The sequence below is a fragment of the Pseudoxanthomonas sp. Soil82 genome (genome assembly GCF_040446535.1).
Taxonomy (GTDB): domain Bacteria; phylum Pseudomonadota; class Gammaproteobacteria; order Xanthomonadales; family Xanthomonadaceae; genus Pseudoxanthomonas; species Pseudoxanthomonas kaohsiungensis.
The window spans coordinates 1-13,533 of sequence record NZ_JBEAAK010000004.1 but is presented as its reverse complement, the minus strand read 5'-3'; the positions used below and the strand labels follow the sequence as shown (position 1 = coordinate 13,533).

General features: G+C 70.6%; 7 protein-coding genes and 1 tRNA gene. 1 reads left to right on the top strand and 7 read right to left on the bottom strand.

Features of this window, described 5'->3' with window-relative positions; genetic code table 11:
• Positions 1–381: 381 nt before the first annotated feature.
• On the bottom strand, positions 382–4,968 hold the full coding sequence (locus ABKA19_RS11515) for a DEAD/DEAH box helicase (protein ID WP_502945792.1): 4,587 nt from the start codon (positions 4,966–4,968) through the stop codon (positions 382–384).
• Between the two features lie 304 nt (positions 4,969–5,272).
• Between ABKA19_RS11515 and ABKA19_RS11510 the strand changes: the two genes are divergently transcribed.
• Positions 5,273–7,801 carry an excinuclease ABC subunit UvrA gene (locus tag ABKA19_RS11510; protein ID WP_353689021.1) on the top strand — a complete coding sequence of 843 codons (2,529 nt, stop codon included), beginning with the start codon at positions 5,273–5,275 and terminating at the stop codon, positions 7,799–7,801.
• Between the two features lie 350 nt (positions 7,802–8,151).
• On the opposite strand, the gene ABKA19_RS11505 is transcribed toward ABKA19_RS11510, so the two are convergent.
• The 6 genes from ABKA19_RS11505 to tolB all read right to left on the bottom strand — a co-directional run bounded on the left by ABKA19_RS11505 (position 8,152) and on the right by tolB (position 13,133).
• Positions 8,152–8,227, bottom strand: a tRNA-Lys gene (locus ABKA19_RS11505).
• A 32-nt stretch (positions 8,228–8,259) separates the two neighbouring features.
• Positions 8,260–8,940, bottom strand: coding sequence for a 7-cyano-7-deazaguanine synthase QueC (queC, locus tag ABKA19_RS11500; RefSeq protein WP_162376412.1), 681 nt, complete (start codon positions 8,938–8,940; stop codon positions 8,260–8,262).
• Between the two features lie 499 nt (positions 8,941–9,439).
• Positions 9,440–10,099 (bottom strand): 7-carboxy-7-deazaguanine synthase QueE, encoded by a 660-nt coding sequence (gene queE, locus ABKA19_RS11495; protein WP_353689020.1) that lies wholly within the window; start codon positions 10,097–10,099, stop codon positions 9,440–9,442.
• A 303-nt stretch (positions 10,100–10,402) separates the two neighbouring features.
• A complete protein-coding gene (ybgF, locus tag ABKA19_RS11490; RefSeq protein WP_502945776.1) occupies positions 10,403–11,221 on the bottom strand; it encodes a tol-pal system protein YbgF in 819 nt (272 codons plus the stop codon).
• Between the two features lie 3 nt (positions 11,222–11,224).
• On the bottom strand, positions 11,225–11,734 hold the full coding sequence (gene pal, locus ABKA19_RS11485) for a peptidoglycan-associated lipoprotein Pal (protein ID WP_353689018.1): 510 nt from the start codon (positions 11,732–11,734) through the stop codon (positions 11,225–11,227).
• Between the two features lie 82 nt (positions 11,735–11,816).
• Entirely contained in the window at positions 11,817–13,133 is a 1,317-nt protein-coding gene (tolB, locus tag ABKA19_RS11480) for a Tol-Pal system beta propeller repeat protein TolB (protein ID WP_353689017.1), read from the bottom strand.
• Positions 13,134–13,533 lie beyond the last annotated feature (400 nt).

Sequence of the window (13,533 nt, the reverse complement as noted above, 5' to 3'; positions counted from 1 at the left end):
GTGGCGATCCGGCACGGTGCGCCGGCCGGTGCAATGCAGCTGTTCCATGGTTCCCCCTGAGCGGAAGGGGACCTGATGGTTCGTCCCCTACTCCATAAACCGCGAACCGCATCGCAAAACTATCACGCCCCCCGGAGAGCCCCTCCCGACCGACCGGGTAATGCAGTCCGAGATAATGCGTTCAAAATTAGTGGCTTATGATGGTTTCCGGTGCATCCAACCGGAAACAAGGACGCATGCCCCGGCGGGGCTCGCGCATGACCGACCAGCGGTCGGTTTAAACCGACCAACGGCAGGCCTCTGACAACGTCCCGCCTCGTTGGGCATCCCATGCCGGCGTGCCGCCCGCGACCGCGGGCCCTGCCGTGCGTACCGGCGGGCCTAATGCACCGCTGCCGTGCCCGCGTGCAGCTGTGCCATCAGCGCGTCCACGCCCGAGGCCGGCTCGCGCAGCAGGCTCCGCCGCGCCGCGTCGTGCTCCCCGGGCGGCAGCCCGGGCATGAAAGCCACCTCGCCCGCCACCAGCGACGCCACCGGGATGCCGTCGCGGTACAGCACCCGCGCGCCGGCGATCCGCGGAACCTTGTCGCCGACGACCACCGTGCCCGACAGGTTGAGCGGATCCAGCGCGCTGACGCATACCAGGGTGCCGTCCTGCGGCTTCTGCCGGGCCTTGCGCAGGGGTGCGATCGCTTCGGGCAGGGCGAACTGTTCGCCGGACAGGCCCTCGATGAAACGGCCGCCGCGCACCTCGCCACGCGCCTCGAGCCGGTGGTAGACGCGCAGCAGCTCGCGCCACGGCGGCAGCCAGGCGGCCTCGCGCTCCAGCACCCGCCAGCAGACCACGCCATAGCGACGCAGCAGGACCCGGGCCACGTGCTCGACCGCCTCCGGATCCGGCTTCTTCGCCGCCCGCGCTTCGCTTCCGCGCGTGGGCGCAGGCGGGTCTTCCAGCCCGCCGCCAGGCAACGGCGCACGCCGCACCAGCGCCCAGCGCCCGGCATCCTCGATCCCCAGCATCATCGCCCGGCGCCGCCCGTGCCCGGCCGCCGGCCGCTTCGAGGGCGGCACCAGCAGCGCGCGCAGGCCGGCGAAGCTGTCGCAGTGCGCGCACCCGCGCGCCACCAGCTCGGCCAGCGCGTCTTCCAGTTCGGTCTGCAGCAGGCGCGTGCCGGCGACGATCTCGTCGAAGAACGAAGCACCGTGCGCGGCCAGGAAGTCCGCCACCTTCTGCGCGCGCGAGGACAGCGCGGCATCGTCGGGCGCGGGCGGCGCCAGCGCCGTCCACAGGGGCACGCTGCGCCGGGGCAGCAGCAGCACCGGGGTGGAGCGCAGCGAGGCATTGCCGCGCGGCGCACCCGGCTCCACGTCGGTCGCGCGCAACCGCGTCCACAGCGTGCGGCCGGCCGTGCACAGGTCGTCCAGCCAGCTGATCGAGTAGTCCCGCACGCGCGCGGGCAACAACTCGCCCTCCCACGCGGCGGCCGGTGCCTCGAAACCCTCGAGCTGGGCCAGCACGCCGGCCAGAGCCTCCGGCCCGCTGACCCGGGCGTCGGTCGCCACGCGCTGCCAGTCGAACAGGAAGCGCATGAAGTCGCGCGGCGCCACCGGCTCGATCTCCCGGCGCAGGCGCTTGAGCGTATAGCGGTGGATGCGCGCGAGCAGGTGGCGCTCGCACCACTCCTCGGCCGTGGCCGCCGGCGAGAACCGGCCCTGCATCGCGTAGCCCTGCGACTGCAGCTTGAGCAACGCCATGTCGGTGGCCAAGGGGGCGATGCCCAGGCTGTCGGCCAGCGCTGCGGCGGTGACCGGACCGAGCCCGCTCAGGCGGGAACGCAGCAGCGACACCGCCGCGTCCTCCGCGCTCCATCCTGCGCGGGCGAACTCCTCCGGCACCGCGATGCCCGGCTGCAGCAGGGCGGGAGGATGCAGCGCCAGCATCTGCGGCAAGCGCTCGGCCGCGACCCACCACTGCCTGCCGGCGGCGGTGAGCCGGGTCGCGCGCGCGCCGCGCACCAGCGACTGCAGCAGCGGCTCCCACGCCGGCTCGCGCGCCGCCTCGGCGGCGGTCACGAACCCCAGCCCGGTCAGCACCTCGTGCATTTCGTCGGCGTTGCGCGCGCGCGGCCAGGCCTCGACGCGGACCTGTTCGACCGCCTCGCCATCCAGCCGGCCCAGGTCGGTGGCCGACTGCGGATCGGCATAGCGGCGCGTCTGCACCGCCTGGGTGCGGCGCTCCTCCAGCGGCGCGTCGTCGAGGAACGCATACGGGCGCGCGTTCAGGGCTTCGGCCGCCAGCGGCGAAGGCGCGGCCAGGTCGCGTGCCTCCACCGCGATCGCGCCCGATTCCAGCCCGCGCAGCACCTGCAGCCAGCCGTCGGTGTCCATCGCCTCGTGCAGGCAGTCGTCCAGGGTCTGCGCCACCAGCGGGTGGTCCGGCACCTGGCGCTCGCCGACGATGTTCTCCAGGCAGGCGACCTGGTCCGGGAACACGGTGGCCAGCAGGTCCTCGGACTTCATCCGCTGCAGCTGCGGCGGGACCTTCTTGCCGCCGATGAAGCGCGGCAGCGCCAGCGCGGTGGTCGCGTTCCAGCGCCAGCGCACCGGGAACAGCGGCGCGTCGAGCAGCGCCTGCACCAGCACGTCCTGCGCCGAGGAGGAATGCAGGTACTTCGATACTTCGATCAGCGGGAAGCTGTGGCTGGTGGACAGCGACAGCACGATCGCGTCCTCGGTCGCCGCCGCCTGCAGCTCGAAGTTGAACTGGCGGCAGAAGCGCTTGCGCAGGGCCAGCCCCCAGGCGCGGTTGAGGCGGCTGCCGTAGGGGCTGTGGATGACCAGGTGGGTCGAGCCGGTCTCGTCGAAGAAGCGTTCCAGCACCACGCGCTGCTGGGTCGGCATGGCGCCGAGCGCGATCGCGGTGGAGCCCAGGTAGTCGACCAGCTGGCGTGCGGCGTCCGCGTCCAGGCCCACCTCCTCGTGCAGCCATTGCGTGGCGGTCTCGGCGCCTTCCACCACCAGGCGCGGCATGGGCGCCTCGGCCTCGTCGGCCCCGCCATCGCCCGCGGCCGGCACCGGCGGCTCGACCACCACCCGCGCGCCCTCCATTCGCACGGCGATTTCCTCGCGCAGGCGCGACACGCCCAGCGACAGCTCGTCGGTGCGCCCGGGCGCCTCGCCCAGCCAGAACGGAATGCTCGGCGGCTGGCCCTGCGCGTCCTCCACCCGCACCCGGCCCGGCTCCACGCGCAGGATCCGGTAGCTGGTGTTGCCGAGCTGGAAGACGTCGCCGGCCATGCTCTCGATCGCGAAGTCCTCGTTGACGCTACCGATGAAGGTCGACTGCGGCTCCAGCACCACCGCGTAGTCGCCGGTGTCGGGGATGGTGCCGCCGGACATGGTCGCGACCATCCGCGCGCCCTGGCGCCCGCGCAGGCGCCGGTTGACCGCGTCGCGGTGCAGCCAGCCGGCGCGCGGGCCGCGGCGGTCGCTGAAGCCGTCGGCGAGCATCTTCACCACTTCGTCGAACTTCGCACGCTCCAGCCGCGCATAGGGCCAGGCCCGGCGCATCCAGTCGTACAGCGCATCCTCTTCCCACTCGGTGGCGGCGACCTCGGCCACGATCTGCTGGGCCAACACGTCCAGTGGCGCCGGCAGGATCCGCAGCGCGTCCAGCTCGCCGCGGCGCACGCAGTCCAGCAGCGCGGCGCACTCGACCAGCTCGTCGCGCGTCTGCGGGAACAGCCGCGCCTTGGGCACGCCGCCGACGTGGTGGCCCGAGCGCCCGGCGCGCTGCAGGAACGCGGCGATCGAGCGCGGCGAGCCGAGCTGGCAGACCAGGTCGACGTCGCCGATGTCCAGGCCCAGCTCCAGCGAGGCGGTGGCGACCAGCACCTGCAGCTGGCCGGCCTTGAGCTTCTGCTCGGCCTCCAGGCGCAGTTCCTTGGACAGGCTGCCATGGTGGGTGCCGACGTTCTCGCGCCCGAGCAGTTCGCCCAGGTTGAACGCGGCGCGCTCGGCCATGCGCCGGGTGTTGACGAACACCAGCGTGGTCCGGTGCGCGCGCACCAGCTCGACCAGCTGCGCGTAGACCTGCGCCCACTGCTCGTTGGACATCACCGCCGACAGCGGCGTGGGCGGCAGCAACAGGCCCAGGTCGCGCTGCTTGGCGTAGCCGATGTCGACGATGGCACAGTCCGGCACGTCGACGGTCGCGCTGCCGCCGAGCACCGCATCGGTGCCGGCCAGCGGATCGGCCGCCTGCCAGCCGGGCAGGTCCGCGCGCGTCGGATAGACATTGGCGCCGCCGACCAGGAAGCGCGCCACCTCCTCCACCGGCTTCTGCGTGGCCGACAGGCCGATGCGCACCAGCGGGCGCCCGCACAGGGCCTCCAGCCGCTCCAGCGACAGCGCCAGGTGGCTGCCGCGCTTGTCGTCGGCCAGCGCGTGGATCTCGTCGACGATGACGCTGCGCACCGTGCCCAGCATCGCCCGCCCGGAGGCCGAGCCGAGCAGCACGTACAGCGACTCCGGCGTGGTCACCAGGATGTGCGGCGGCTTCTTGCGCAGTTGCGCGCGCTCGGACTGCGGGGTATCGCCGGTGCGCACCGCGGTGCGGATCTCCACGTCCGGCAGGCCCAGCTCGTCCAGCGCTTCGCGGATGCCGGCCAGCGGCGCTTCGAGGTTGATCTGGATGTCGTTGGACAGGGCCTTCAGCGGCGAGATGTAGAGCACGCTGGTGCGGTCGGGCAGCTCGCCGCCGTTGGCCAGGCCCTCGCGCACCAGCGCGTCGATCGCGGCCAGGAAGGCGGTCAGGGTCTTGCCCGAACCGGTCGGCGCGGCCACCAATGTGTTGCGCCCGGCCATGATCGCCGGCCACGCCGCGGCCTGCGCCTCGGTCGGTCCGGGAAAGGCGCCGTCGAACCAGCGGGCGACGGCGGGATGGAAGGCGTCGATGGTCATGGGCAGGATCGCGACCGGGGCCGGCGCGGTCGCGACGGTATCGCAGCGTGGCGCGGGGCAGTCGCAGCAGGTGAGACGCGGTCCGAATCGCGCACCGGACGGGAAATCTGAATATGCGCCCGCCCCGGCGGGCCTTCAACCCGATGCCGGGGAGGAGACCCCACGGGTTCAGGATCGCGGTCGCGAGGGCGCCGATGTTGGGCGGCAAGCCGTACGCGGGCGCCGGCATGGCCGACCACGACTGCTTCAGCCACCCTTGACGGCCCCGTCCGGCCGGGCCACCGATAGTGGGTCGACCAGGAGGCATCGCATGGCCCGCTCGACCAGATCCACCCGTGTCCGCGATACGGATGCCTTCGTCCAGGTGCGGGGCGCGCGCGAGAACAACCTCAAGAACGTCGATCTGGACATCCCACGGGACGCGCTGGTGGCGTTCACGGGCATCTCCGGCTCGGGAAAGTCGTCGCTTGCCTTCGGAACCCTGTTCGCCGAAGCCCAGAGGCGCTATCTCGAATCGATCTCGCCCTATGCCCGCCGGTTGATCGACCAGGCAGGCATCCCGGACGTGGATTCCATCGCGGGGCTGCCTCCGGCGGTGGCCCTGCAGCAGCAGCGCGGCTCCCCGGGCACGCGCTCCTCGGTCGGCAGCGTCACCACCCTCTCCAATTCACTGCGAATGCTTTATTCCCGCGCGGGCACCTACCCGCGTGGTCAGGAAATCATCCATGCGGACGGGTTCTCGCCGAACACGCCCGCCGGCGCATGTCCCACCTGCCACGGGCTGGGCCGGATCTACGACGCCACCGAGGCGTCGATGGTGCCTGATCGGTCCCTGAGCATCCGCGAACGGGCGGTGGCCGCCTGGCCGGTCGCCTGGCACGGACAGAACCTGCGCGACATCCTGACCACGCTGGGTCATGACGTCGACGTACCCTGGAACAAGCTTCCGAAGAAAACCCGGGACTGGATCCTGTTCACCGACGAGCAGCCCGTCGTGCCGGTCTATGCCGGATTCACACTGGCCGAGACCCGGCGTGCGCTCCGGCAGAAGACGGAACCCAGTTACATGGGCACCTTTACCAGCGCGCGACGGTACGTGCTGCACACCTTCGCCACCACCCAGAGTCCGCTGATCAAACGACGGGTGTCCCAGTACCTGCTCAGTACCCCCTGCCCCGCCTGCGACGGAAAGCGCCTCCGCCGCGAGGCGCTGTCGGTGAAATTCGCCGGCATGGACATCGGCGAGCTGTCGCGGCTGCCCCTCACCCGGGTTGCCGCACTACTGGGCCCGGTGGCCCGAGGAAAGACCTCTACCGATATCCGCCATCCGGAGCAGGCGGTAGCCGCCGAGCGCATCGCCGCGGACCTGCTCGACCGCATCCGGGTCGTGGAGCAGCTGGGCTTGGGCTACCTCACCCTGGAACGGGCCACGCCGACGCTGTCGCCGGGCGAACTCCAGCGCCTTCGCCTGGCCACCCAGATCCGCTCCCATCTGTTCGGCGTGGTGTATGTGCTGGACGAACCTTCGGCGGGGCTCCACCCGGCTGACACGCAATCCTTGCTGCGCGCCCTGGACGAGCTCAAGGCCGCGGGGAACACCCTGTTCGTGGTCGAACACGAGATGGACGTGATCCGCCATGCCGACTGGATCGTGGACGTGGGCCCCGGCGCGGGCGAACAGGGCGGACGCATCCTGTACAGCGGCCCGCCGGAGGGCCTCGAGCGGGTGGCCCAGTCCAGCACGCGCCGCTATCTCTTCGCAGGCGCGCAGCGCCCGGCGCGCTTGCGGCGAGCTCCCTCGGGGTGGTTGCGCCTGCGCGGCGTGACCCGCAACAACCTCGAGGATGTCGCGGTCGATTTTCCGCTGGGCGTGCTGACGACCGTGACCGGCGTTTCCGGCTCGGGAAAGTCCTCGCTGGTCAGCCAGGCACTGGTCGAACTGCTGGCCGGCCACCTCGGCCAGGAGCCGGAGGCCGCTGACGAGGAGGTCGACCCGCTGGAGCGTCGCGACAACCCGGGTACCCAGGGGCGTGTGGAAGGGCTGGAACAGGCCCGCCGGCTGGTGCAGGTCGACCAGAAGCCCATCGGGCGCACACCCCGCTCGAACCTGGCGACCTACACCGGGCTGTTCGACCATGTGCGCAGGCGCTTCGCCGCGACAGCCCAGGCCCGCAAGCTCCGCTACGATGCGGGCCGCTTTTCCTTCAACGTGGCCAAGGGTCGCTGCGGGACCTGCGAGGGCGAGGGCTCGGTCTGCGTGGAGCTGCTCTTCATGCCCAGCGTGTACGCGCCCTGCCCGACGTGCCGGGGGGCGCGCTACAACGCCGCCACCCTCAAGGTGCAGTTGCAGGGACGCAACATCGCCGAAGTGCTGGCGATGACCGTGTCGGAGGCCGCCGTGTTCTTCGCGGACGATCCTGCCGTGTCGCGCTCGCTGCAGGTCCTGGAGGAAGTGGGGCTGGGCTACCTGCGGCTCGGCCAACCGGCCACCGAGCTTTCCGGTGGCGAAGCGCAGCGGATCAAGCTGGCCAGCGAACTGCAGCGCGCGCAGCGGCGCGATACGGTCTACGTGCTGGATGAACCCACCACCGGCCTGCATCCGGCCGATGTCGACAGGCTGATGCACCAGCTGCAGGCCCTGGTGGAATCGGGCAACTCCGTGATCGTGGTGGAGCACGACATGCGCGTCGCGGCCGGCAGCGACTGGATCATCGACATGGGCCCGGGAGCGGGTGCGGAAGGCGGCAGGGTCGTCGTCGTGGGGACGCCGGAGAAGGTCGCGCGCCACAAGCGGAGCAGGACCGCCAGGTTCCTTGCCGCGGCGCTGGCGGACGGGTGACGGGACCCGGAATTCGATCCTCGGCCGGCTTCACGGAGGAGAAGCACTTCGTCTTTGGCGAATTCCAGCGTCGGCGGTCGTCCCGGAATTGCCAGCGCTGCCCCGGAATGCAACCCAATCGTGGGCTCGACCGGTTCAGGCGCCGTGATGGCGTGCAGCGCCTGGCGCCGATGACGCGATGAGGATAGTTCTGGTTCGAGAGTGGGGATCGGCGCAAGGCATCGCTGCCTTCGAATCCCTTCTCGCGTCGGCGCGACGTGGCCATCGTTCCAAGAGCGCGCGCGTTCACCAGGCGCGAGAAATCATGGAAGCAAACACAGCACGCTGGAAGGCCGGGGCCTTGATGCAATTGGTGGGCCGTGATGGATTCGAACCATCGACCAGCGGATTAAAAGTCCGATGCTCTACCGACTGAGCTAACGGCCCACGGGGTGCCGGCGCTCGGCCGGGCGGGCATTTTAACCGATCGCGCCGCCCACGTACCGCGTCGGGTCGGCCACGCCTGCGGCAGCGAAGCCGGCCGCGCGCAGGCGGCAGGCGTCGCAATGGCCGCAGGCGCGGCCGGCGGCGTCGGCGCGGTAGCACGACACGGTCTGGCCGAAGTCCACGCCCAGGCGCAGGCCTTCGCGCACGATTTCGTCCTTGCCCATGCGCAGCAGCGGCGCGTGCACGCGGATGCCGGCGCCTTCCACGCCGGCCTTGGTGGCCAGGTTGGCCAGCCGCTCGAACGCCTCGATGAATTCCGGCCGGCAATCCGGGTAGCCGGAATAGTCGACCGCGTTGACGCCGCAGAAGATGTCCGCCGCGCCCAGCACCTCGGCCCAGCCCAGCGCGACCGAGAGCATGATCGTGTTGCGCGCCGGCACGTAGGTGACGGGGATGCCCTCGCCACCGGCATCGGGCACCTCGATGTCGTCGGTGAGCGCCGAGCCGCCGATGCTGCGCAGGTCCACGCCTACGGTCTTGTGCGCGACAGCGCCCAGCGCCCGGGCAACGCGGTCGGCTGCGTCGAGCTCGGAGGTGTGCCGCTGGCCGTAGCGCACGCTCAGCGCGTGCACGGCGAAACCCTGCTCGCGGGCGATGGCCAGGACCACGGCCGAATCCATGCCACCGGAGACGAGGACGACGGCGTTCTTCATGGGACTGCTGGCGTGTGGGGGAAGCCCATTGTAGGAGCCCATCCTCATGGGCGACACGGGCGCGATGGTACCCGGGTATGCCGACCCGGCCTCGGGTCGCCGATAAGGATCGGCTCCTGCAAGAAGCCGCCACGCGCCTTGTAGGAGCCCATCTTCATGGGCGACACGGGCGCGATGGGTCGTGGGGCACCCGGGTATGCCGACACGGCCTCGGGTCGCCGATAAGGATCGGCTCCTGCAAGAAGCCGCCACGTGCCTTGTAGGAGCCCATCTTCATGGGCGACACGGGCGCGATGGGTCGTGGGGCACCCGGGTATGCCGACCCGGCCTCGGGTCGCCGATAAGGATCGGCTCCTACAAGAAGCCGCCACGCGCCTTGTAGGAGCCCATCCTCATGGGCGACACGGGCGTAGCGGGTCGCGAGGCGGCAGGGGTGTGCCGAAGCGGCTTCGGGTCGCCGATGAGGATCGGCTCCTACGGGAAGCCGCGGTGCGCCCGCTCAGCGCCCCGGTTCGTCGTTCCAGAGCAGCTTGTGCAGCTGCATCTGGAAGCGCACCGGCAGGCGGTCGGCGACGATCCAGTCGGCGAGCTCGCGCGGCGCCAGTTCGCTCTTGCTCGGCGAGAACAGCACGTCGCAGCGCGCGGCCAGGGCATGCTCGGCGACCATGTCGCGCGCCCACTCGTAGTCCTCGCGGCCGCACAGCACGAACTTGACCTGGTCGCGGGCGGTCAGCAGGGGAATGTTCTCCAGCCGGTTGCGCGCCATCTCGGCCGAACCGGGCGTCTTCAGGTCCACCACCCGCGATACCCGCGGATCGACCCCGGCGATGTCCAGCGCCCCGGAGGTCTCCAGCGACACGTCGTAGCCGGCGTCGCACAGCCGCTGCAGCAGGTCGATGCTGCGCTTCTGCGCCAGCGGCTCGCCGCCGGTCACGCAGACGTGGCGCACGCCGTGGCGGGCGACCTCGGCCAGGATGTCGTCGATCTCCCACCACTGGCCGCCATGGAACGCGTAGGCGGTGTCGCAGTACTGGCAGCGCAGCGGGCAGCCGGTCAGGCGCACGAACACGGTCGGCCAGCCGGCCGCGTTCGCCTCGCCCTGCAGCGACAGGAAGATCTCGGTGAGCTTGAGGCGGTTCGGTGGCGCGGGTGTATCCATGGGTCCTGTGTGTTGCAGCGGGCGCCCGGCGGGTCGCAGGAGCCGATCCTCATCGGCAACCCGATGCCATGTCGTGGCATCCGTGGCGCCTCGTGAATCGATGCACCCGGGGTGCCCCATGAGGATGGGCTATTACACACGGTGGGGCGCGGGCTTTTTTTGTAGGAGCCGATCTTCATCGGCGACCCAGTGCTCTGTCCGGGCCTCCATGCCGCCCCGTGGACCCACCCCGTGGATCTAGGCGCCCTCGGGTCGCCCATGAGGATGGGCTCCTACGGCGAGGACACCCTCTCGCCGCGCGCCTCAGCGCAGCTGGCCGATCTGGATCGAATGCAGGCGGTCGCCGGCGATGCGCGCGGCGTCGGATTGCGGATAACGGCTGACGACCTGCTGCAGCGTCGCCTCGGCCCGCGCCACGTCGCCGTTGCCGAACTGGGACAGGCCGAGCTTGAGCAGCGCGCCGGGCGCCTTGTCGTGGGTCGGGTAGCGGCCGATCAGCGTTTCGAACTGCTGCGCGGCCAGGGTGTAGTTCTTGGTGGCGTAATGGCTCTCGCCCAGCCAGTACAGCGCGTTGGGCGCATAGATGCCGGCCGGCCAGGTGTCGATGAAGGCCTGGAACAGCTGGGCCGACTCGTCATAACGACCGGACTTCAGCGCGTCGAAGGCGATGTCGTAGGCGGCACGCTCGTCGCCGGCCTGGGCCAGCGAGCCGGGGTCGCCGTGCACGCGCGGTGCGGCTTCGGCCGCGGCGGGGGTGACGGTGCGGGTGGGCGCGCTCGCCGGTGCCGCGGAAGAAGCCGGCGCGTCGGTGGCAGCCGGCGGCGGCACGGCGCCGCCTTCCAGCCGGTTCAGCCGCCCGTCCAGGTCCAGGTACTGGTCCCGGTTGCGCTGCTGCAGCTGCTTATTCTCGTGCTGGAGCTGCTCGATGGTCGAGCGCAGCGTCTGCACCTCGTTGCGCAGCTGCTCCATCTGGTTGAGCAGGTCCTGGTTGGCCTGGGTGTTGTTCGCCTGCAGTTCGAGGCGGGCGACCCGGTCGGCCAGGCTGAGCTTCTGCGCGTACGCGGGCGTGGCGGCCACGAGGGCCGCCACGACCAACATCCGCAGGGGATGCTTCAAGCGCATGGATCAGCGCGCGCTGTAGACGATCTCGACGCGGCGGTTCTGCGCCCAGCACGCCTCGGTCGACTCGGTGCACAGCGGACGCTCTTCGCCGTAGCTGACCACGGTCAGCTGGCTGGCCGAACCACCGGCCGCCTGCAGCGCGGACGACACGGCGTTGCCGCGGCGCTCGCCCAGGCCCATGTTGTACTCGCGGCTGCCGCGCTCGTCGGTGTGGCCTTCCAGGTTCTGGCGGGCCGACGGGCGGTCACGCAGGTACTTGGCGTGGCAGGCGATCACGGCCTGGTACTCCGGCTTGACGGTGTACTGGTCGAAGTCGAAGTGGATCACGCGCTGGCGCAGGCAGGCGTCGGTGTCCAGGTCTTCCGGGCCATAGACGCCGTCATCGGCGACCGGGGCGGTCGGGGCGGTCGGGGTGGTCTCGGCGACCGGGGCTTCCTTGACCTTCTTGGAGCAGCCGGCCAGGGCGGCCACGGACAGCAGCGAAACCAACAGGACGCGGGTGGAGGAGTTCATGATCATTCCTTGTGGTGCATTGGGTGGTGGTAGGGGAAAACAGGAACGGACGGTTCAACCGGCGCAATATTACAACTGAATTTTAACGGGCGCTGCGGTAGGGCGACCAGGCCGGCTCGCGCACGTCGCCGTCGGCCAGGACCAGGCGCTGGCGCACCCGGCCGTCGGCGGAGACGGCGTAGAGCACCCCGCGCCCGCCCTCCCGCGCCGCGTACAGCAGCATGCTGGCATTGGGGGCGAAGCTGGGGGATTCGTCGAGGGAGCCGGTGGACACGGTGTTCCAGCGCGGCGAGCCGAGGCTGGAATCCATGATCGCGATCCGGTAGGTGTTGCCGGCCCCCTGGGCCACCGCGATCTTCTTGCCGTCGTAGGAAACGGACGGGGTGGCGTTGTAGTTGCCCTGGAAGGTGACGCGCGTCGCACTGCCGCCGGAGGACGGCACCTGGTAGATCTGCGGACGGCCACCCCGGTCGGAGGTGAAGTAGATGGTGCCGCCGTCGGCGCTCCAGGTCGGCTCGGTGTCGATGCCGAAATGGTTGGTCAGCTGGGTCAGCTGCTTGCTGCCCAGGTCCATCACGTAGATCTCCGGGTTGCCACTGCGCGACAGGGCCATGGCCAGCCGGCGGCCATCCGGGGAGAACGAGGGCGCGCCGTTGATGCCGCGGAAGCTGGAGACCAGCTCGCGGGCGCCGGAGGCGATGTCCTGCACGTAGATGGAGGAATTGCCGCGCTCGAAGCTCACGTAGGCCAGCTTGCGGCCATCCGGGCTCCAGGCCGGCGACAGCAGCGGCTCGGCCGAGCGCACCACGACCTGCGGGTTCCAGCCGTCGGCGTCGGCGACGTTGAGCGCGAAGCGCATGTCCTTGCCGGTGCCGCTGGCGGTGACGTAGGCCACCCGGGTCCAGAACGCGCCGCGCACGCCGGTGATCTTCTCGTAGATCGCGTCGGCGATCTGGTGGGCGGCGTCGCGGGTGGCGTTGGGCCGGGCGGTGATGGCCAGGCCCAGCAGGCGCTCGGCCTTGGCCACGTCGAACAGCTCGTACTCGACCCGGTAGCCGCCGTCGCCGGCGTCGAGCACGCGGCCGACCACGATGTAGTCCTGCTTGAGCTGCTTCCAGGTGGCGTAGTTGATCTCGCCGCCGCGGGTCGGCTTCTCGAGGATCTGCGCCTCCGGCAGGGTGCGGAACACCCCGGACCGGGCCAGGTCGTCGCGCACCACCTTGGCGATGTCGGTCGGCGGCGGCGTGCCGCTGCCCTGGTAGGGCATCGGCACCACGGTGATCGGCAGGGCCGAGGCGTTGCCACCGACGATGTCGATCTCCAGGCCCTGCTGGGCCGAGGCCATGAGCGGCAGCAGGAGGAAGGCGAGCAGGGCGAACCAGCGCAGGGGAGTCTTCATGGGCAAGCGGTCGGGCATCCGGTGCGGGTCGAAAGGAATAGCAGCGTGCGCGTGAACATTTTCGCAATCATGAACGAAAACGGCGTGAAAGGTCGCGGGTGGCCCGGCCCGCACTCGTGTAGGAGCCGATTCATCGGCGACCCGAGGGGGTCGGGATGCCGACGGGCCATCGCGACCCATGGCACCGCGGTCGCCCATGAGGATGGGCTCCTACACACACATGCACCGGCCGGGCTCAGCGGTCCTGGGCCTCGGAGCAGCGCCAGCCTGCACCGGCGCGATGCTCCTGTAGGAGCCGATTCATCGGCGACCCGAGGCGGCTGGGATGCCGACGGGCCATCGCGACCCATGGCACCGCGGTCGCCCCATGAGGATGGGCTCCTACATACACACATGCACC